This is a genomic window from Mucilaginibacter sp. P1_A3 (genome assembly GCF_056406855.1).
In genome coordinates this window covers 92,238-111,317 of record NZ_JBFTZJ010000007.1, presented here as the reverse complement: position 1 = coordinate 111,317, position 19,080 = coordinate 92,238, and the positions used below count along the sequence as shown (strand labels likewise).

Here is a 19,080-nt window from a genome sequence, read left to right as displayed (position 1 = left end):
CTTATAAAATTAAAAAATTCTTTCAGTAATTTCAAGTACTACCGAACTTTTCTGGCGGAGAGGGAGGGATTCGAACCCTCGATACCCTTTTGAAGTATACACACTTTCCAGGCGTGCTCTTTCGACCACTCAGACACCTCTCCGGATTGTTAAATGGATTGCAAAGGTAAAATATTATTGCATTTATAGGCAATAAAAAAGCGGGTACCTTTTTACAGGGCCCGCTCACACTAAAACTTTAACTCAACTTAATAAAATATGGCATTCATCTGTATTGACAATAAGTAACGCCAATGGTTTAATTTGAGTAAAAAATATATCGTGCCAATGCAGATAAATAATTTTAGCTTATGTTTGCCTCATATTGCCACAAGGCAGTTTTACACCTTAAAGCTTGTTTAGTTTAAATGCTGAGCATCAACGACATTAAGAAACCTATCGAAGCTGATATTGATGCGTTTGAGGAGAAGTTTAAGTCTTCTATGCAAAGTTCAGTGCCATTACTTGATCGCATTACTCATTACATTGTTAAACGTAAGGGCAAGCAGATCAGACCGATGTTTGTTTTTTTTGCTGCCAAAATTTGCGGGGGCATTAATGAATCAACGCACAGGGGCGCTGCTCTTGTTGAACTGTTGCATACCGCTTCGCTGGTACATGATGATGTGGTTGATAACTCCTATCAGCGCAGGGGCTTTTTCTCCATCAATGCCTTATGGAAAAATAAGATCGCCGTTTTAGTGGGTGATTATTTGCTATCAAAGGGCTTGTTGCTTTCTATAGAGAATAATGACTTTCAGTTGCTTAGGATTGTATCTGATGCCGTGAAGCAAATGAGCGAAGGCGAGTTGATGCAGATAGAAAAGGTACGCCGCATGGATATTGGCGAGCCGGTTTATTATGAGGTGATTCGCCAAAAAACGGCGTCGCTCATTGCATCCTGCTGTGCCTGCGGGGCTTCGTCTGCAGGGGCCAGTGATGAGGTGGTTGAAAAAATGCGCTTGTTTGGAGAGAAGATCGGTATAGCTTTCCAGATTAAAGATGATATGTTTGATTTTGGCACCGATGACGTAGGCAAGCCTTTGGGTATCGATATCAAGGAAAAGAAAGTTACGCTGCCGCTGATCTACTCGCTGGCAAATACCACATCTTCCGAAAAGAAAAGAATCATCAACCTGGTTAAGAATCATAATGATGATCCCGCTAAAATTGCCCAGATCATTAAGTTTGTGAACGAAACCGGTGGCTTACAGTATGCTGAAACCCAAATGAAAAAATACCAGGACGAGGCCTTTGCCATACTGAACACATTCCCCGAGAGTGATTCGCATAAAGCTTTGGAGCAGCTGGTACGCTTCACCACCGAGCGTAGTACATAAATAACAATCATTCATCTTATTTAAAATTTGTTGGCGCATATCGGTTGATCTCATTTATCTTTATTATGAATTAACCAGACAAGGATATGGCAACTCATGATAAACACATTCCTACACTTTTTGAGTGGGCAGGTGGTATGAAGGTATTCGAAGCGCTTTTTAATAAGTTTTACGATAAGGTTTTAGCCGATGAACTGCTGGAGCCTGTATTTAAACACATGTCGGCCCATCACCGGTTGCATGTGGCACATTTTGTAGCCGAAGTTTTAGGCGGCCCCAAACTATACAGCGCGGAAGAAGGGAGCCACTTCATTATGATAAGCAAACATTTGCAAAAATACCTTACAGAGGCGCATCGTAAACGCTGGATGGAGCTGTTGCTGCAAACTGCCGATGAGCTGCTGCTTCCTGATGATCCTGAATTTCGCTCGGCTTTTTTGGCCTATCTTGAATGGGGCACCCGCATTGCTGTAATTAACTCAAAGCAGGATGAAGCAGCAGAGGCAATTGATGCGCCAATGCCGCGGTGGGGCTGGGGTGAAGTTGGCGGCCCGTATTTAGGTAACAAATAACTACTTCTTAACTTCCATAAACTTGTTAACTTCGTAAATGCATTCCTTTTTCCTCAACTTTCCAAAGATCACCGTATTCGATATAGTGGATGTGGTTTTGGTTGCCTTCATCATTTACCAACTCTATAATCTTATCAGGGGTACAATAGCGGCCAATATTTTTATTGGTTTCGCGGTGATATTTGCCATGAATTTGGTGGTTAATCAATTGCACATGAAATTACTTACCGCCATATTGGGCAAGTTTGTTGATGTGGGGATCATTGCCGTTATAGTGGTTTTTCAGCAGGAGGTACGGCGTTTTTTGCTGCTCGTGGGTAAAAACGCGTCGTTACAGCGCAATAAAGCATGGTGGCAGTATTTTTTTGGTAAAAAGGAGGTGGAGAAGAATAACTTCGCCCGTATAAAACCAATTATTGATGCCTGTAAAAGCATGAAGCAAACCCGTACCGGCGCGCTCATTGTGTTTGCTAAATATTACGATGAGCAGTTTTACCAAAACAGCTGCGAGGTGGTAGAGGCCAGGATTTCTAAACGCCTTTTGGAAAGTATCTTTCAAAAAACAAGTCCGCTGCATGACGGGGCTGTAGTGATATCTGAGAATAAAATTAAATCGGCAAGCTGCATTTTACCACTTACCGAAAAAACAGATCTGCCCGCACAGTTTGGGCTACGCCATCGTGCGGGTATAGGTGTAACCGAGGCTAACGAGGCAACAGCCATTATCATATCCGAAGAAACCGGCGAAATATCTTACGCCAAACAAGGGCGTGTAAAAATGAATATCAGCTTTGCCGAGTTGGAAAAAGTGCTGAATAAGGATTTTTAATATGGCATATAATCCTGGCTCAATAAGCGTTTAATACCAGGTAAATGGATATATAGTTTAAAGCCATGTTTGATGATTTCCACATAGAGCAGTTAATCACGATATCGAACGTTTTACTTCGGCTGGCCTTTCGCTACCTGTTATTTGCAGGGTCCTTTTACCTGGTGTTTTATGTTTGGAAGAACAAGGCCATCTGGCGCGCCAAAATTCAGCAACGTTATCCCGAAAATAAACACGTGATTCGCGAGATCGTGAACTCTTTTATTACGATCATTATTTTTGGCCTGGTGATCATGGGGGTTATTTTTGCCAGTAAGGCAGGTTATACCCGCATTTACCCCAGCATAAGCGATCGCGGCTATGGCTATTACATTTTCAGTATTGTATTGATGATATTTATGCACGATACCTACTTTTACTGGACCCACCGTGCCATGCATTGGAAGCCACTGTTTAAGCTGGTGCATAAAACCCATCACCTGTCAACAAACCCTACGCCATTCGCTGCATACGCCTTCCATCCTGTTGAGGCTGTTATTGAAATTGGTATAGTTCCATTGATAGCGTTCACCATACCCTATCATGGTACCGCTTTAACCTTGTTTTCGCTTTATTCTTTATTGCTGAATGTTACCGGCCACCTGGGCTTTGAACTTTTTCCTAAAGGATTTGCAAGTCATAAGCTGTTTAAATGGCACAATACATCTACCCATCACAACATGCACCATCGCCTGGTTAAGTGCAACTACGGCCTGTATTTTAACATCTGGGACAGGCTGATGAATACCAACCACCCAGATTATGAGAAAAACTTTGAAGCGGTGGTTGAAAACCGTAAAGAAAAAGAAGTTATATGGGCCAAAGTAAAGGAAGCTGAACTGGCAACTCCTGATTAAGGAATTATCTTAGCCAAACTATCCGGTTTAAGTAAGCCGTATCGCTTAACAAGCATGGTATAATGAACGCCCGGTTCATCAGTTTGTACTATCGGCATCCTGTCATTACTTGAAACCTTAGCTATTGGCATATTATATTTCATCTGCGTGGCGTCTGCAATAGCCGGTATGGTTTTGGTTATTTCCAGATCATTTAGCAAAGGCTGATTTAATTGTGGCAGTACAGGAGCTATTTTAAACAGATCGTTACCCGTTTTAGGTTTTAAATAGGGGCTCCAGTATTTTTTATTACCCAAAAGAGGCTGGTTTAAAGTTTGTGCCATTACCTGGCCGGTGCAAGTAGCCAACATCGTAAATAGGAATACTTTTTTCATGGCTGTAACAGGTTTATACTAATATAAATACAAATCGGCATTTCAAGTGTAAAAAAAAGTTATTTTACGTTTATTGCCAAAAACATACGGATAATATTTACGTTAATTGGCAAACCTCAACCAGTGCTAAGTGATTAATACATCCGGTGGCGGTAAAATGATAGATTTTATTATTTTTGTGAAAAATTAAAACCCGATGAGCGAACTCATTAAAAAACAAGTAACTGATGCAAAGGCATCCATGGATAGAGCCATTGATCATGCTGACAGCGAATTGAATAAAATACGTGCCGGTAAAGCCAATCCATCTATGCTGGATGATGTTATGGTTGATTACTATGGCACAGCAACGCCACTAAGCCAGGTTGGTAGCGTAAACACTCCCGATGCGCGTACGATTATAGTACAGCCATGGGAAAAATCATTACTACCACTTATCGAAAAAGCTATAAAAGAAGCTAATCTTGGCATCAACCCACAAAATGATGGTATCATCATCCGTATCAATGTGCCGCCTTTAACTGAAGAGCGCCGCCGTGATCTGGTTAAAAAAGCAAAAGCCGAAGCCGAAACTGGTAAAATAGCTGTTCGTAACATCCGCAAAGATGCCAACGAAAAAATCAAAAAATTAAAAACTGAAGGTGTATCTGAAGATGAGATAAAAGTAGGCGAAGCCGAAATTCAAAAACTGACCGATGCTTATATTATTAAGGTTGATCAGCTTTCAGAAGCCAAAGAAAAAGATATCATGACGGTTTAATATTAACCTTATGTCAAATTAAAAGGGAATGAGCTACTTAGCCATTCCCTTTTTTTATTTTTACTGCCGAAACATGAATATACTACTTTCTTATTTAAAAAAGCACCGCTGGATAGTGGTTATGGCCCTATTTCTGGCGGCCATGAATATTGGGTTTTCATTGCTTGATCCATGGATAACCGGTCGTATTGTTGATCGTGTTATTGAAAAACGCAGCAGCCTTCAGTATGAGCAGTACCTGCACCAGGTATTATTGCTGGTTGGCGCGGCTATTGGCGTAGCGATGGTATCGCGCATAGCAAAAAATTTCCAGGATTATTTTACCAACATTATTACCCAAAAGGTAGGTGCTGCCATGTATGCCGATGGTTTGCGCCATTCGCTTGAGCTGCCTTACCAGGTTTTTGAAGATCAGCGCAGCGGCGAAACGCTGGGCATATTGCAAAAGGTGAGGTTGGATTGTGAAAAGTTTATTACAGCCTTTATCAGCATATTATTTGTATCCCTTATCGGGATGGTATTTGTTATCGTATACTCTGTAAGTGTTAGCTACCAGGTAACGCTGGTTTATTTTGCAGCCATACCCATTATCACTTTTGTGAGCATGGCCATGAGCCGTAAAATTAAAACCATCCAAAAAAAGATAGTTTCAGAAACTACTGCCCTTGCAGGCTCCACTACCGAATCATTAAGGAATATAGAGCTGGTAAAGAGCCTTGGGCTTGCCAAACAGGAAATAGAGCGATTAAATAACACCACTTACAAGATCCTCGATCTGGAACTTAAGAAAGTGAAATACGTACGAAGCATGAGCTTTGTGCAGGGCACAACGGTTAACTTTGTACGCAGTGTAATGGTGGTTGTACTATTACTGCTGATATTCAAGACCACCATATCGCCGGGGCAATATTTTAGCTTTTTATTTTACTCATTCTTCCTGTTTAACCCTTTGCAGGAGTTAGGTAATGTGATTCTTTCGTGGCGCGAAGCAGAAGTTTCCTTAGGTAATTTTAAGGGAATACTAAGCACGCCTATCGATAAAAAGCCCGAAAGACCTGTATTGCTCGAAAAAGTAAATACCCTAACCTTTAGCGATGTTACCTTTAAGCACTTAACCGCCAACCGCAACGCGCTAAACCATATCAGTTTTGAAACCAATACCGGCGAAACCATCGCCTTTGTTGGCCCGTCGGGCTCGGGGAAAACTACGCTGGTGAAGTTACTGGTAGGTTTATATCAGCCGTTGGAAGGTGATATTTTATATAATAATATTTTAAGCAAGGAGATTGATCTTGATCAGCTGCGCGAGAAGATAGGGTTTGTAACTCAGGATACGCAGCTGTTCTCGGGCACTATCCGCGAGAACCTGCTGTTTGTTCGCCCCAATGCCACTGACGAGGAGTGTATGAACGTATTGCAGCGTGCAGCCTGTCAAACCTTGCTGGCCCGTGCTGATAAAGGTTTGAGCACTGTGATTGGTGAAGGTGGTGTAAAAGTATCCGGCGGAGAGAAACAACGCCTTTCTATAGCCCGTGCACTATTACGTAAGCCCGATATCCTGGTGTTTGATGAGGCTACTTCATCGTTGGATTCAATTACCGAAGAAGAGATCACAGAAACAATCCGCAATGTATCAGAACAGGAAAATCATATCACTATCCTGATTGCCCACCGCCTATCAACCATTATGCACGCCGATTGTATTTACGTGCTTGAAAAAGGCCGTATAATTGAACAGGGCAGGCACCTTGATCTGATTGCTCAAAAAGGCCTCTACTACGCCATGTGGCGCCAGCAAATAGGCGAAAAGGTTACTGTAGAGGTGGAATAGCTACAGATTTCAGATGTGCAAATTCCAGATGTGCAAATTTTGAATCAAGCGGCAAGGTGTTTTAATCACCTTATTGCGCGGGACAAAATTTCGGGAAGCTCTGAAGGAAAAAACGTTTAAAAAGATTTGTCATCCTGAACGCAGTGAAGGATCTATTCGCAGACTTACAGGGCGAAGAAGCATGGCGAACAATAGATCCTTCACTGCGTTCAGGATGACAAAAAGTTTTTCTTGCAAAAACTTCGTGCTTATGCCCGCGCTAACCACCATAGTTCCCCCTTCGGGGCTAGGGGGCTTAAACATTCTTATCATCTATGATCTTGAAAAATTCATCCCGGTAGGTATCGCCAACCGGAATAATCTTTTCACCTATCTGGATGCGACTACGCTCAATGCTGTCAATTTTATTGAGGGCAACGATGTATGATTTATGCACCCTTACAAAATGCTTTTCGGGCAGGGCATCTTCCATTTTTTTCATACCCTGCAGGGTGATTATACGCTCGGCAGGGGTAAATATGGATATGTAATCTTTTAGGCCTTCAATAAACAAAATATCGTGCAGGTAAACCTTTTGTATTTTATGCTCGGTTTTCACGAAAATGAAATCGGTAGAAAAATCATCCTGTTGCGCGGGTTCGGCCTGTATAACGGTTTTGGTTACCGGTTGTATAATGGTTTGCGCTTTTTGTACCGATTTAAAGAATCTGTCAAAAGCTATCGGTTTTAACAGGTAATCCACTACATCAAGTTCATAACCTTCAAGCGCATACTGCGGGTAGGCAGTGGTTAATATCACTTTGGCCTTACCGTTGGCAATTTTTAAAAACTGAATGCCGGTAAGCTCGGGCATTTGAACATCTAAAAAAACCAGGTCTGCTTCACCCGCCTGTACTAAGGTAAGGGCCTCAATAGGATTGGTTGTGGCTTTCACCAATTGCAAAAAGGGCATTTTGGATATATAATCTTCCAATATATGCAGCGCTAAAGGCTCATCATCAACTACCAGGCATCTGATCATGCTGTAAAAATAAGTGTTAAAATGATTTAATAATTAATTTTTTTATCCCTGTTAAAATGGTGTTAACTCCACCGACTTGTAAAAAATCTCTGCCCCTTCTGATTGCAGCAAAATTTTCCCTTCCCAAATGGAGCCCAACCCCCAGTTAACTAAATGCCCGTTCACATAATGCTCAATTTGGTTGCCATTGCAAATAATTTCAATGGTATTCCATTCGCTGTTCGGTTTCTCGAAATTTGCTGTACGGAAAATATGTTTCTGATCCCAGGCTATTTCCGATTTATTGGGCGAATCAACATTGGTATGTTTTACACACCAAAAGTCGCCGCAATCCTGTTCCTGTATTTGAAATTCTATTGATTTTGGCCAAACCGTATCCTCTTCCGTTAATCCAAAATGGTAAAGAATACCTGCATCACGCTTGCCTGTTTGGCGTGGAGCGTATTGTTTGGTGCCCCATTTAAATACAACTTTCAGGTAATAATTGGAATACGATTTAAGCGTGCTCATGTAGCCAAAATATTTACCCATTACATGTACCGCACCATTTTCAACAGCGAAATTGTTATGGATATCATTGTTTTTACCCAAAGTATCTAAAAACGTGTACCATCCTTTTTTATCCTTGCCGTTAAATAGTTTTTGCACGTTGATCTCCCTGATCCAGATGTTACGGAACGATACCGGAAATTCATGCTCCTGCAACAATAAAGGCTGCGCAAAATTATGCTTGGTATATTTAGGTTGACCAACATGGGCTACTGTACCCTTTATAGCTACATGGTTTTGTACCAATACGCCATTGTGCAATACGGTAATATAGGCCGGTGTTTTAAGCGAACTATCGAGATTAAAACGGGGCGCGGTGTAAATGATATCATATTTTTGCCACTCGCCGGGTTTAAGCGAGGCATTAACCAGGGGTACATGCTGTTTGTAGATAGCGCCTGCCTGCCCGTTGGAGTAAGTGCGGTTTTTATAGCTATCTAATATCTGCAGTTCGTAACGGCTTTGCATAATTACACCGCTGTTGCCACGTTCCTGGCCTTCACCTTTAACTATCGCTGGTGTGCGCCACTCAATATGCAGCTGGCAATCGGCAAAATTTCTTTTGGTGATGATGGAGCCACTGCCCGGTTTAACGGTGAGGATGCCATCTTTGATGGTCCAGCCCGGCGGCATTCCTTTTTGATTGGTCCACTCGTTAAGATTTTTCCCATCAAACAAAATAATAGCGTCTGATGGCGCTTTATTACCTGCGCCCGGTAATACAACAGCAGGCTCCGGATCCCATACTTCGGTAAGCTTGGGGTCGTTTTGGGCTGAAGCATGGTATCCGCATACTACTAAAAACAGGAAAAGTAAGGTGCTTTTTAACTGGTTCATAGGTTTGGTTATTATCTTATAAAATTATAGATAATTCGCAAGTATAGGTGTCTGCCTCATCCCTTATATTTAAAGTGTATTTTCCGGGGTAGAGCAAATTGAGCCGCCTTTGCACATTAGTTAAGCCTATGCCGCCTATGGCATCACGGTTATGGGTATGCTTTTTATTCTGGATGTAAAAGTGAAGCTTACATTCTTCAACGTTGATGAGCAGTTTAATTGGTGTCATCACATCATTAGCCACGCCGTGCTTAAAGGCGTTCTCTATAAAAGCAATAAGGAGTAAGGGAACAATTTGCTGGTTAGTTACATCTCCCATCACCTTAAAATCAATAAACGCTTTGTTACCAAAGCGGATTTTTTGCAGGTCGATATAGTTTTGCAGGTATTGGAGTTCTTTAGTTAAATCAACCTTATTATCATTGCATTCATACAGCATATAGCGCATAATTTCTGATAACTTCAGGATGGCTTCGGGCGTAGTTTCAGATCGCTGATAGGCGAGCGAATAAATGCTGTTTAACGAATTGAACAAAAAGTGCGGGTTTATTTGCGATTTAAGGAAAGCCAGTTCGGCGCTTAGCCTTTGATTTTCCAAGTCGCGCTGAATGCGTTCGTTCATAAACCAATCTGTTGTAAACTTGAGTACCGTACTCAGGAAAACAAATATCAAACTGGCAAAAACCGTACTGAAGAAATAGGCGGTAAAACTGATTACCTGGCCTTTCATCCGGGTGAGTACAACATCCTTAAAAAGCAGACCTACGCCATATTTGCTAACACCATAAACAATAATGGTGATGAGTATAACAAAGGCATAAGCCCAGTATCGTTTTTTATCAAGAAACTGTGGAATATAGAGCAGGAAGTTGAGGTAAAACAAGCTGATATTAATTGCGGGGTATAATAAAAATATAATCAGCAGTTGCCTGGTGTTTAAATGATCATTCATACTTGCCAGAAAAACGAAGAATGAGATCATGGCAAGCCAAAAAAGCAGATGCCAGAAAATGTGCCAGGCTGTTTTTATAATACGGGTTTGTTTATCAGTTGAAATAGAGTCCTGCATGCTATTTTGAAAATACCTTTATATACCAGTGGTAATGGCATGTAATTTAATATTTTGATTGTGATATGGGGGGATATTTATATATAGTAATTTATTTTGTCGATGAACTGGCCTTTACAATCGATGAACCACTTAAAGTGGGTAAAAAGCCGTTCATCTATAAACTCCGTGTGTTGGTCTAATACTTTTTAGCGGGTGAAGAAATAAGTATTTCTTTGTTCTATCAAATCACTCGCAATGAAAACGCTTATCAAAAATTCAAATCCTTTTATCATGTTATTGATACCTGTAATGTTTGCCCTTATTTTAGGTGTAAGCTATCAGTTTGAACAAAAAAGGGAATCATCAATGATGGGTGCTTCAGCTGTGCATGCTACTTCATTGTTTTACAAAGGTATAAGCCTTGTTAAGACTGTTTGCTCTATAGCAAAAAGTAACAATGTATGGTAATTAGCACCCAGGACTTATCTTTCAACTTTGGCGATCAGCAAGTTGTTAAATCGCTAAGTCTACAAGTTCCTGAGGGAAGCATATACGGTTTTCTTGGCCCAAATGGCGCCGGGAAAACCACCACCATCAAACTCCTGTTAAACCTGCTGAAAGTACAAAGCGGCAGCATCCACATATTTGAACAGGATATTCAACATCACCGCATCAATATATTATCACAAATAGGCTCGCTTATTGAGCAGCCAGCCATTTACCAGCATCTTACCGGAAAAGAAAATTTACTTAATCGTGCCCTGTTATTACGTGTTCCTGTAAAGCGGGTTGATGATATGCTGGCGCTTGTGCAGCTTACCGGCGCTGGCGATAAAAAGGCAGGTCAGTATTCATTGGGGATGAAACAGCGCCTGGGTATTGCGCTGGCCCTGCTTGCTGATCCTAAACTGCTTATACTGGATGAACCTACCAATGGCCTTGACCCTAATGGTATTATAGAAGTACGCGAGTTACTTATTAAACTGGTAAGGCAATATAACAAAACCGTATTTATATCGAGCCATTTACTGGCCGAGGTGGAACGGATGGCTACACATGTAGGCATCATTAACAATGGCGAACTGCTTTTTCAGGGCAGTATAAATGAATTGCAGGCATTGAGCCAGCCGCAGGTATGTATCGAAGCTGATAATACGGTTGATGCCGCTAATTTGCTTACCCGCAATCATTTTATGGTAACCGATGTTACCGATAACTACTTGTATGTACCTTATAGCAACAAACAAAAAATTGCCGAGATCAATTCCTTGCTAAATCGCAATGGGCATGCTGTATACAGTATTGGCAAGCAACAAAAAGATCTGGAGCGATTGTTTTTAGATATTACCCAAAAAGCCTGAACCCCATGAATGGATTTATATTATCGTTCCGCTCGGAGTTTTACAAGAGCCGCAAAACGCTGGGTTTTTGGGCGGCCATATTATTGCCTTTGTTTATATGTCTATTACTTTTTGTAGGCTTTTATGTTAAAAGCGAAAAGCTAACCGGTATGCCACCCATTACGTTATGGTTGCAATTTGCGGGTGCTATATTAGGCATCATGGGGTCGTTGTTATTACCCATGTTCACCATTTTTATAGCCTACTCGGTAAATAGTATTGAGCATAAGGCGGATACCTGGAAAAGCCTGTTTAGCTTACCAATTTCGCGTTGGGCGGTATATGGCGCTAAGTTTTCATATGCGGTGTTCCTGATATTTTTAACGCTCACGCTGTTTGTGCTGTTCACTATAGGTTTTGGTAACTTGTTAAGTGTGGTAAAACCCGACTTACGGTTTGATAATTACCATATGGAAAAGGAGCTGGGGCAGGTATATTTAAAATTGTTTTTATCATCATTGGGTATACTTTCCATCCAATTTTTGCTCAGCCTGCTTTGGGCCGATTTTTTAAAGCCGATGGGGATAGGCTTTGTTTGCACAATTACAGGCGTTATCCTGGCAACTAAAAACTGGGAGTACTGTTACCTTTTTCCATATTCGCACCCTATGGTAGCTATAGCTACGATGTTACATGGTGGTGATAATCCGGCAAAGGGAATCCAAATAGATATTTTTACCAAAGATGTTTTTGTAAGCATGGCGGTAGCCGCAGTTGTTTTTATACTGGGCTATTTTATAGTGCTGAAGAAGAGTATAAAATAAATACGCAGGTTTTAAGGGGGGCTTCATTTTAGCCAACCAATCAAAAAAAACTATTTTTTAGGGTGACTTACTGTTTATATCCCAATAAAAGGCAGCTCTGCACCGTTAGGTACTCCCTATTTGTAGAAAACGCAGAACATTTACCTTTGCCTCGCAGAGGTTACCCCTAACGGGTTAGTTTATAACACGTTTGTCGGCCCGGAAGCAATACTTACTACTGCTTTGCAAACGTTAATCCATCAACATTCACCGTGCTCACTTTACCAAATTCATCAACACTGAATGTCGCGGTTACTTTGCCGTACTCCTTGCGGGCATATGGCCCTCTAAAAGTATCGTAGTTCCAGCAGGTGGCTTCGGCGCTAAGGAACTTGTTTATATCCAGGCTTAACTTATCCCCGGTTGCGGTTATCACCACCGAGCCGTAAAGCGGATCAGTATAGGTACCCGCATAGGATTTTATATCCAATGTAGGGTGCGTGTCCATTACTCTTTTTGCTTCGTAATCCTTTTCGGCTTTTTCACCTTTGGCCCGCAATCCGCCGTAAAGGGTCTGAAATTCTTTGCTCCAATCCCTATCGCCACCCAACGCGAAATAATCAAAGGCTTTAAACATGAGCGCGTGGCGCACTTCTGCATGATCAAGATTGGCCAATACATATACGCCTATCTTTTTGTCTACTATCATGCCGTTAATAGCTACCAAACCACCAAGGCTACCGGTATGAAAATCAACCTTTTGCCCCTTATAATCCTGCTGAAACCAGCCCATGCCATAAGTGATCCAATGCGGTTGGGTAATGCGCGCGGTTGGATAAAATTCTTCCTGCGATACAAATGTTTGCGGTTTAAGCAACCTGGCCCAGCTTTCGGGTTTCAGCAAACGCTGATTGCCGTATTTGCTGCTATCCAGCATACAGTTAACCCATTTGGCCATATCATCCACGCATGACCACACACCACCTGCCGGAGCGATGGCATCTGTCATATCTTTTTCAACTACAATAATGGTGCTGTCAACTTTAACATGAGCCGCCGTTTGATTAGGCATACCTTTGGATTTTGAAAAAACAGGCACCGTGCGTGTCATTTTCAAAGGCGTAAAAATTCTTTTCTGAACAAAAGTTTCCCAGGGCATGCCGCTGGCTTTTTCAATAACCTTACCTGCGGCCATGTAAAATATATTCTGATAAACAAAGCCCGCCCTAAAGCCATACTGAGGTTTTACCAGCCTCATCCGGTGCAGGATCTCATCAGATGATATATTCATCGTTCCCCATAAATAATCGGTATTGCCAATGCCGCTATCATGCAGAAACAGGTCGCTAACGGTAAGTTCACGGGTTACATAGGGGTCATAGAGCTGAAAATCGGGCAGGTAATCTGTAACCTTATCGCTCCAATGCAGCTTACCCTCATCAACCAGCATTGCGGCACAGGCAGCTGTGAGTGCCTTTGTTGTAGATGCAATACCAAAAATGGTTTGTGTATCAACGTTACCTGGTTTGCCCAACTCCCGCTGGCCATAGCCTTTAGCAAATATTACCCGGCCATCCTTTACAACAGCTATAGCCAAACCCGGCACATGCCAATCAGTAACTGCCTGCTGCACGTATTTATCAAACTCCTTAATATCCGGCGTAGTTTGCGCCAGCAACATAACCGGTAACAAGCAGGTGAAGAGGAGGCTCTTTAAAAACTTCATAATACTAATGGTAAGGTTTTATGTGCTGAATATAGGCATAAAATACAATTCCAATTCACACCTCATAAGTAAAAAGCACAAAAAAATACCCCTTGCTTAACAGCAAAGAGTATCCAATTATCGTTGTTTAAAAAATGTGTTATGCTTAGTAACCGTTAACGTTATCTTCCCCTTCAATATAATTAAATGATTCGCCTGGTTTTGCAACGTGTTTTGTAAGGTCAGGATCAAAATCACTCTTTCTGCCAAGCATTGTGAAGTTTTCAGCAACTACTTCTGTAGTGTATTTCTTTACTCCATCCCTATCCTCAAACGAGCGGGTACGCAGCTTACCTTCAATGTAAACGAGTTTACCTTTTTGCAAAAATTTGGCTGCCATCTCGGCAAGGCCACGCCACATAACAATGTTATGCCATTCGGTTTGTTCAACCTTGCGCCCGTCCTTATTAAAGGTTTCAGAAGTAGCCAAGGGGAAACTTGTTACAGCAACCCCGCCATCTAATGTTCGCAACTCGGGATCCTTGCCTAAATGGCCAACAAGGATAACTTTATTTATTCCAGACATGGTATAAAGTACTGAAAAATTATTTACAAATTAAAAATATTTTTTAATAATATAAAAACAACCTTTGGAAGCGCCAATTCATGCAAATCGACTATGGGTATATATATCCAGTTTTTATTTAACATTTGGGGGGTGCTAATAGTTTTAATCATCCTCACAAATAATCGCTGATGGGTAAGAATGTGTTTCAATGGGGGAGTATCTTCTATAATATTTATGGCAGCGCCGTCGCCAAAAATCGCTACCACTTCTGGTAGTTTTACCAGTTCGCCGGCAGTCAGTAAAGAGGAGGTTTCAACCATTGGTAAATCGAACATGTTGGCCCAGATATCCTTATCGCCCCTTTTATTCATCAATACAGTGTTACCATCAGTAATTAAAAAGTAGTTAAAAAAGCGCTCGCGAACTTTAACCGTTTTTAATTTTACCGGTAAGGCAGCGGTTGCATTGCTGATAAACGCCACGCAGCCGGTACGTACCGGGCAAGTGCCGCAAGCCGGATTTTTGGGCTTGCAGAGCATAGCCCCAAACTCCATCATGGCCTGGTTATGCAGCGCGGGGTTTTTCGTATTAATTAAATCGTTTGCGATGTTCTGAAATGCCTTTTTGCCGGTGGTAGAGTTAATAGCATCATAAATTCCAAAATAGCGGGCCAGTACCCTGTAAACATTACCATCAACAACAGCCCTGGCCTCATTTGCCGAGAACGACGCTATCGCTGCGGCAGTATATTCGCCAATACCTTTCAACTTAATCAGCTCATCATAACTTCGCGGGAACACGCCCTCATATACCTCCTGCACAAGGCGCGCCGTTTTAAGCATATTGCGCCCCCGGGAGTAATAACCAAGCCCTTGCCATAGCTTAAGTACCTCATCTTCATGGGCTGCAGCAAAATGGCTTACTGTCGGATACTTTTCTACAAACCGGTTAAAATAAGGCAAACCCTGCTCAACACGGGTTTGCTGTAAAATAATTTCAGACAGCCAAATGGTATAAGCATCAGTAGTGTTTCTCCAGGGCAGGTCGCGTTTATTTTCAAGGTACCATTGCACCAGTTCGTCGGTAAAATTCATTGATGTAAAAGTAATGGATTTGGTGGCAGGAATTTAAGACGGACGATTTCTGGATTAAAAGAAACAACAGGGATAATAAAATAACCCAAACGAAAGAAAAATACTGGCTAAAAGTGCCGTTTGAAAAGCCGGGAGAATTGCCAGGTTTTCACTCTTTATTCAACTAATCTTTCATCCCAAAAAACGTATTCATATAGCGGCGTAAATAAGCCCAATTGTCTATACTTTGTAACGAAAATATGCGTTTTAGGTACTGAGTAAAAAAAATCTATTAAATATTTCGCTCTTAAATTTTAAAGCGATACTTTTGCAACCCCAAAACAGTTAAGTATTTATATAATTAAATAAAAGTAAATCAGATATGACTAAGGCAGAAATTATAACTGAAATCTCATCTAAGACAGGTATAGAGAAAGTAGACGTGCAGGAAACTGTTGAGGCGTTTTTTAAAGTTGTTAAAAGCTCAATGGTTGGCGGCGAAAATGTTTACGTTAGAGGATTCGGTAGCTTTGTAGTAAAGAAAAGAGCAAAAAAGACAGCACGTAACATTTCAAAAAATACTGCCATCATTATCCCCGAGCATTTTGTGCCCAGCTTTAAACCAGCAAAAACTTTTGTTGAGAAAGTAAAAACAGGCAACAAAACCACCAAATAATTTTAAAGATATGTATAAGAAACAAATAGCCATAAGTGTAGCAATAGTTATTGTTATGGGCTATTTGTATTATTTACCTGTTAAAGGTTTAATAAAACCCAAAGAGGCCAAAAGCGATAAAACAAACGTGCTCACCAGCCGCAAGGCTACAGCAGTAACGGTTGATATGGTATCAGAACCGGCCAAAGCCGCAATTGGGGCGGGTTTGGCAGCTAAGATAAACGACCTTGAAGGGCAATTAAAAAAAGCATCAGGCACTGATGCCGATATGTTGCAACAGCAACTGGCAAAACAGTGGGATGATGATAACCAGCCTGCACCGGCAGCATTTTACTACCAGGCTTTGGCCCGTAAGCAAAATAAAGCCGAAGATTGGTTAAATGCAGGTAATCGTTTTAACGATGCATACAAAATTACCCAGGATACTTTATTGCAGCCTGCTTTTGTAACAAACGCTGCAGAGGCTTTTCAAAATGCCTTAAAGTTACAACCTGAAAGCCTTGTGGGTAAAACAGGATTAGGCATAGCGTACGTTAATGGCGCAGGTGCCCCTATGCAAGGTATAGCCTTACTGCTTGAAGTAGTTAAAAAAGACCCGAACAATTGGAGTGCAAACCTCAACTTAGGAATGTTTGCCATGAAATCGGGACAGTACGAAAAAGCGGTTACAAGGTTTAAAACGTTACTTGCCCAAAAAACAGAACTGGAGCCAACATTTTACCTGGCCGAAAGTTACAAACAACTGGGCATGAAAAAGGAAGCAATTGCTGCTTACCAAAAATGCAAAGAAATGATGCCCGACCAAGTGTTTGGGCAACGTATTGATGAATACATAAAGGAATTAAAGAATTAATCACATTTAAAAATTATTACTATGCCGAGCGGTAAAAAACGTAAGAGACACAAAATGGCTACCCACAAACGCAAAAAACGTTTAAGAAAAAACAGACATAAAAAGAAATAAGCTGCTATAAATTAGCAGATTTTACCTGCCTTTATTAAAGGTGGGTAACTTTTTATTACGAGTGTTTTTTACCCACTTATTTACATACGGTTTTTGCCGTTTTAAGAAATGGAGTAGCAGTTGATAAAAGAATTAATTATCGATTCATCCCCCAATGGGGCTACCATTGCATTATTACAGGACAAACAACTTGTAGAACTTCACAAAGAACAAACCAGCAATAATTATACTGTTGGAGACATTTACCTTGGGCGTATAAAGAAAATTATGCCCAGTTTAAATGCTGCCTTTGTGGATGTAGGCTACGAGAAGGATGCCTTTTTGCATTATCTTGATCTTGGTCCGCAGGTGCAGAGCCTGCTGAAGCTGACCAAGCAAGTACGTAGCGGGGGATATCAGTCAAAGCTTTTGGATGGCTTTAAGCTGGAAGCCGATATCAATAAAGGAGGTAAGATCTCTGATATATTGACAAAGGGCCAGCTTATACCGGTACAAATAGCCAAAGAACCTATATCAACCAAAGGACCGCGTTTAAGTTCTGATCTTTCTATCGCAGGGCGATATGTTGTATTGGTTCCGTTTTCGGAAGCAATCTCTATCTCCAAAAAAATAAAAAGTAATACAGAGCGTAACCGCTTACGCAAGGTTGTTGAAAGTATTAAACCAAAGCATTTTGGGGTAATCATCCGTACGGTATCTGAAGGTAAAGGCGTTGAGGAATTACAAAAAGACTTGCTTGATCTGATATCAAAGTGGGAATCATTTATAACAAGGTTGCCGTCAACAGAACCATCTAAAAAGGTTTTGGGCGAAATTGGGCGTACATCAACTATCCTAAGGGATATATTGAACCCCGATTTTCAGCATATCTATGTAAATGATAACGGTATGTTCGAAGAAATTCGGTCATACATCCATGAAATATCGCCCGATATGGAAAGTATAGTTCGTATGCATAAGCATAAGGAGCCTATATTTGAGCATTTTGGCGTTGATAAACAGATTAAAGGAGCCTTTGGTAAAACCGTAAACCTTGCCGGCGGCGCTTACCTGGTTATTGAACATACCGAAGCGTTACACGTTATTGACGTGAACAGCGGTAACCGTACAGCCAGTAAAGAAAACCAGGAAGAGAACGCTTACCAGGTAAACAAAGAAGCGGCTAAAGAAATTGCCCGCCAGTTACGTTTACGCGATATGGGTGGCATTGTTGTTATCGATTTTATTGATATGCACAAGCCCCAAAACCGTAAAGAACTGTTTGATTACCTGCGTACCGAAATGACTTTGGACAGGGCAAAGCATACCATTTTACCTCCGAGTAAATTTGGATTGGTGCAAATTACACGCCAGCGTGTAAGGCCCGAAATGAACATTGTAACCAGCGAAGTGTGCCCTACATGTAATGGTACAGGTACCATTAGGCCAACCATTTTGCTGATGGACGACATTGAAAATAACTTCAATTATATATTGGATGAGCAAAACGAAAAGGGCATTACCCTATCCGTGCACCCATATATTGAAGCCTTTATTAAACAGGGTATTTATACCCGCCAAATGAAGTGGTTCCTGAAATACGGGCAGTGGATTAAAGTTAAAAGTAACCCCGCCTACCAGATCACCGAGTTTCACTTCTTCTCCAATAAAGACGAAGAGATTAAGCTGTAAGTTTTTTAGATATACAGGTATAAGATGTGCAGATGTTGATAAAACGTCTGCACATTTTTTGTTTTAGAACAAACCAAGTGCGGTTGTAGTAGGTTAAAAATCTCGATTTTATTTATTAAAAAAGAAATAACGCTCCAAAAGATTTGTCATCCTGAACGATAGTGAAGGATCTATTCGCGGG

Annotated in this window: 19 protein-coding genes and 1 tRNA gene; 12 read left to right on the top strand and 8 right to left on the bottom strand. The window is 41.2% G+C overall.

Annotated features, from left to right (window positions below; translation table 11 throughout):
- Positions 1-52 precede the first annotated feature (52 nt).
- Positions 53-143: transfer RNA gene (locus AC1D0K_RS15830), tRNA-Ser, on the bottom strand.
- A 264-nt stretch (positions 144-407) separates the two neighbouring features.
- Here AC1D0K_RS15830 and AC1D0K_RS15825 point away from each other — a divergent pair.
- The 4 genes from AC1D0K_RS15825 (at position 408) to AC1D0K_RS15810 (ending at position 3,676) form a co-directional block, all read left to right on the top strand.
- On the top strand, positions 408-1,379 hold the full coding sequence (locus tag AC1D0K_RS15825; protein WP_295716569.1) for a polyprenyl synthetase family protein: 972 nt from the start codon (positions 408-410) through the stop codon (positions 1,377-1,379).
- An 86-nt stretch (positions 1,380-1,465) separates the two neighbouring features.
- Entirely contained in the window at positions 1,466-1,951 is a 486-nt protein-coding gene (locus AC1D0K_RS15820) for a group II truncated hemoglobin (RefSeq protein WP_477394399.1), read from the top strand.
- A gap of 37 nt (positions 1,952-1,988) precedes the next feature.
- Positions 1,989-2,780 carry a diadenylate cyclase CdaA gene (gene cdaA / locus AC1D0K_RS15815; protein WP_295716566.1) on the top strand — a complete coding sequence of 264 codons (792 nt, stop codon included), beginning with the start codon at positions 1,989-1,991 and terminating at the stop codon, positions 2,778-2,780.
- Between the two features lie 65 nt (positions 2,781-2,845).
- Complete coding sequence (locus AC1D0K_RS15810) at positions 2,846-3,676, top strand: sterol desaturase family protein (protein WP_477394397.1); 831 nt, start codon at positions 2,846-2,848, stop codon at positions 3,674-3,676.
- Here AC1D0K_RS15810 and AC1D0K_RS15805 read toward each other — a convergent pair.
- Complete coding sequence (locus tag AC1D0K_RS15805; protein WP_477394395.1) at positions 3,673-4,050, bottom strand: hypothetical protein; 378 nt, start codon at positions 4,048-4,050, stop codon at positions 3,673-3,675. The two genes, AC1D0K_RS15810 and AC1D0K_RS15805, sit on opposite strands and share 4 nt — an antisense overlap.
- A gap of 196 nt (positions 4,051-4,246) precedes the next feature.
- On the opposite strand from AC1D0K_RS15805, the gene frr reads away from it, so the two are divergent.
- Both frr and AC1D0K_RS15795 read left to right on the top strand, forming a co-directional pair.
- The gene (gene frr, locus AC1D0K_RS15800; RefSeq protein ID WP_477394393.1) at positions 4,247-4,810 is read left to right on the top strand and encodes a ribosome recycling factor; all 564 of its coding nucleotides are present in this window, start codon (positions 4,247-4,249) and stop codon (positions 4,808-4,810) included.
- Between the two features lie 73 nt (positions 4,811-4,883).
- On the top strand, positions 4,884-6,641 hold the full coding sequence (locus AC1D0K_RS15795) for an ABC transporter ATP-binding protein (RefSeq protein WP_295716557.1): 1,758 nt from the start codon (positions 4,884-4,886) through the stop codon (positions 6,639-6,641).
- A gap of 295 nt (positions 6,642-6,936) precedes the next feature.
- On the opposite strand, the gene AC1D0K_RS15790 is transcribed toward AC1D0K_RS15795, so the two are convergent.
- The 3 genes from AC1D0K_RS15790 to AC1D0K_RS15780 are packed head-to-tail and all read right to left on the bottom strand — an operon-like array spanning position 6,937 to position 10,117.
- A complete protein-coding gene (locus AC1D0K_RS15790) occupies positions 6,937-7,662 on the bottom strand; it encodes a LytR/AlgR family response regulator transcription factor (protein WP_295716556.1) in 726 nt (241 codons plus the stop codon).
- 51 nt (positions 7,663-7,713) lie between these two features.
- Complete coding sequence (locus AC1D0K_RS15785) at positions 7,714-9,048, bottom strand: 3-keto-disaccharide hydrolase (protein WP_477394388.1); 1,335 nt, start codon at positions 9,046-9,048, stop codon at positions 7,714-7,716.
- 16 nt (positions 9,049-9,064) lie between these two features.
- Positions 9,065-10,117, bottom strand: a complete 1,053-nt coding sequence (locus AC1D0K_RS15780; protein WP_477394386.1) for a sensor histidine kinase — start codon at positions 10,115-10,117, stop codon at positions 9,065-9,067.
- Positions 10,118-10,354: 237 nt separating this feature from the next.
- Here AC1D0K_RS15780 and AC1D0K_RS15775 point away from each other — a divergent pair, with 237 nt between their 5' ends.
- Genes AC1D0K_RS15775 through AC1D0K_RS15765 form a run of 3 tightly spaced genes read left to right on the top strand, consistent with a single transcriptional unit; the run spans position 10,355 to position 12,263 of the window.
- Positions 10,355-10,567 carry a hypothetical protein gene (locus AC1D0K_RS15775; protein WP_295716550.1) on the top strand — a complete coding sequence of 71 codons (213 nt, stop codon included), beginning with the start codon at positions 10,355-10,357 and terminating at the stop codon, positions 10,565-10,567.
- Entirely contained in the window at positions 10,561-11,460 is a 900-nt protein-coding gene (locus tag AC1D0K_RS15770) for an ABC transporter ATP-binding protein (RefSeq protein WP_477394383.1), read from the top strand. The genes AC1D0K_RS15775 and AC1D0K_RS15770 overlap by 7 nt, the downstream gene beginning before the upstream one ends.
- A 5-nt stretch (positions 11,461-11,465) precedes the next feature.
- Entirely contained in the window at positions 11,466-12,263 is a 798-nt protein-coding gene (locus AC1D0K_RS15765; protein WP_477394381.1) for an ABC transporter permease, read from the top strand.
- A gap of 214 nt (positions 12,264-12,477) precedes the next feature.
- Here AC1D0K_RS15765 and AC1D0K_RS15760 read toward each other — a convergent pair whose 3' ends face one another.
- The 3 genes from AC1D0K_RS15760 to mutY form a co-directional block, all read right to left on the bottom strand.
- Positions 12,478-13,968, bottom strand: coding sequence for a serine hydrolase (locus tag AC1D0K_RS15760; RefSeq protein ID WP_477394379.1), 1,491 nt, complete (start codon positions 13,966-13,968; stop codon positions 12,478-12,480).
- 145 nt (positions 13,969-14,113) lie between these two features.
- Positions 14,114-14,533: a single-stranded DNA-binding protein gene (locus AC1D0K_RS15755; RefSeq protein ID WP_295716543.1), complete on the bottom strand. Its 420-nt coding sequence runs from the start codon at positions 14,531-14,533 to the stop codon at positions 14,114-14,116.
- Between the two features lie 23 nt (positions 14,534-14,556).
- Positions 14,557-15,609, bottom strand: coding sequence for an A/G-specific adenine glycosylase (mutY, locus tag AC1D0K_RS15750; RefSeq protein ID WP_477394377.1), 1,053 nt, complete (start codon positions 15,607-15,609; stop codon positions 14,557-14,559).
- Between the two features lie 361 nt (positions 15,610-15,970).
- Between mutY and AC1D0K_RS15745 the strand changes: the two genes are divergently transcribed.
- The 3 genes from AC1D0K_RS15745 to AC1D0K_RS15735 all read left to right on the top strand — a co-directional run bounded on the left by AC1D0K_RS15745 (position 15,971) and on the right by AC1D0K_RS15735 (position 18,899).
- The gene (locus AC1D0K_RS15745; protein ID WP_259093777.1) at positions 15,971-16,264 is read left to right on the top strand and encodes an HU family DNA-binding protein; all 294 of its coding nucleotides are present in this window, start codon (positions 15,971-15,973) and stop codon (positions 16,262-16,264) included.
- Between the two features lie 10 nt (positions 16,265-16,274).
- Positions 16,275-17,117 (top strand): tetratricopeptide repeat protein, encoded by an 843-nt coding sequence (locus AC1D0K_RS15740; protein WP_477394374.1) that lies wholly within the window; start codon positions 16,275-16,277, stop codon positions 17,115-17,117.
- Between the two features lie 231 nt (positions 17,118-17,348).
- Positions 17,349-18,899 carry an Rne/Rng family ribonuclease gene (locus AC1D0K_RS15735; protein ID WP_295716537.1) on the top strand — a complete coding sequence of 517 codons (1,551 nt, stop codon included), beginning with the start codon at positions 17,349-17,351 and terminating at the stop codon, positions 18,897-18,899.
- Positions 18,900-19,080: the final 181 nt, after the last annotated feature.

Excerpts from the sequence above, each read along its gene's own strand:
- AC1D0K_RS15825 (WP_295716569.1), top strand. The coding sequence starts at position 408 with ATGCTGAGCATCAACGACATTAAGAAACCTATCGAAGCTGATATTGAT.
- AC1D0K_RS15820 (WP_477394399.1), top strand. The coding sequence starts at position 1,466 with ATGGCAACTCATGATAAACACATTCCTACACTTTTTGAGTGGGCAGGT.
- cdaA (WP_295716566.1), top strand. The coding sequence starts at position 1,989 with ATGCATTCCTTTTTCCTCAACTTTCCAAAGATCACCGTATTCGATATA.
- AC1D0K_RS15810 (WP_477394397.1), top strand. The coding sequence starts at position 2,846 with ATGTTTGATGATTTCCACATAGAGCAGTTAATCACGATATCGAACGTT.
- AC1D0K_RS15805 (WP_477394395.1), bottom strand. The coding sequence starts at position 4,050 with ATGAAAAAAGTATTCCTATTTACGATGTTGGCTACTTGCACCGGCCAG.
- frr (WP_477394393.1), top strand. The coding sequence starts at position 4,247 with ATGAGCGAACTCATTAAAAAACAAGTAACTGATGCAAAGGCATCCATG.
- AC1D0K_RS15795 (WP_295716557.1), top strand. The coding sequence starts at position 4,884 with ATGAATATACTACTTTCTTATTTAAAAAAGCACCGCTGGATAGTGGTT.
- AC1D0K_RS15790 (WP_295716556.1), bottom strand. The coding sequence starts at position 7,662 with ATGATCAGATGCCTGGTAGTTGATGATGAGCCTTTAGCGCTGCATATA.
- AC1D0K_RS15785 (WP_477394388.1), bottom strand. The coding sequence starts at position 9,048 with ATGAACCAGTTAAAAAGCACCTTACTTTTCCTGTTTTTAGTAGTATGC.
- AC1D0K_RS15780 (WP_477394386.1), bottom strand. The coding sequence starts at position 10,117 with ATGCAGGACTCTATTTCAACTGATAAACAAACCCGTATTATAAAAACA.
- AC1D0K_RS15775 (WP_295716550.1), top strand. The coding sequence starts at position 10,355 with ATGAAAACGCTTATCAAAAATTCAAATCCTTTTATCATGTTATTGATA.
- AC1D0K_RS15770 (WP_477394383.1), top strand. The coding sequence starts at position 10,561 with ATGGTAATTAGCACCCAGGACTTATCTTTCAACTTTGGCGATCAGCAA.
- AC1D0K_RS15765 (WP_477394381.1), top strand. The coding sequence starts at position 11,466 with ATGAATGGATTTATATTATCGTTCCGCTCGGAGTTTTACAAGAGCCGC.
- AC1D0K_RS15760 (WP_477394379.1), bottom strand. The coding sequence starts at position 13,968 with ATGAAGTTTTTAAAGAGCCTCCTCTTCACCTGCTTGTTACCGGTTATG.
- AC1D0K_RS15755 (WP_295716543.1), bottom strand. The coding sequence starts at position 14,533 with ATGTCTGGAATAAATAAAGTTATCCTTGTTGGCCATTTAGGCAAGGAT.
- mutY (WP_477394377.1), bottom strand. The coding sequence starts at position 15,609 with ATGAATTTTACCGACGAACTGGTGCAATGGTACCTTGAAAATAAACGC.
- AC1D0K_RS15745 (WP_259093777.1), top strand. The coding sequence starts at position 15,971 with ATGACTAAGGCAGAAATTATAACTGAAATCTCATCTAAGACAGGTATA.
- AC1D0K_RS15740 (WP_477394374.1), top strand. The coding sequence starts at position 16,275 with ATGTATAAGAAACAAATAGCCATAAGTGTAGCAATAGTTATTGTTATG.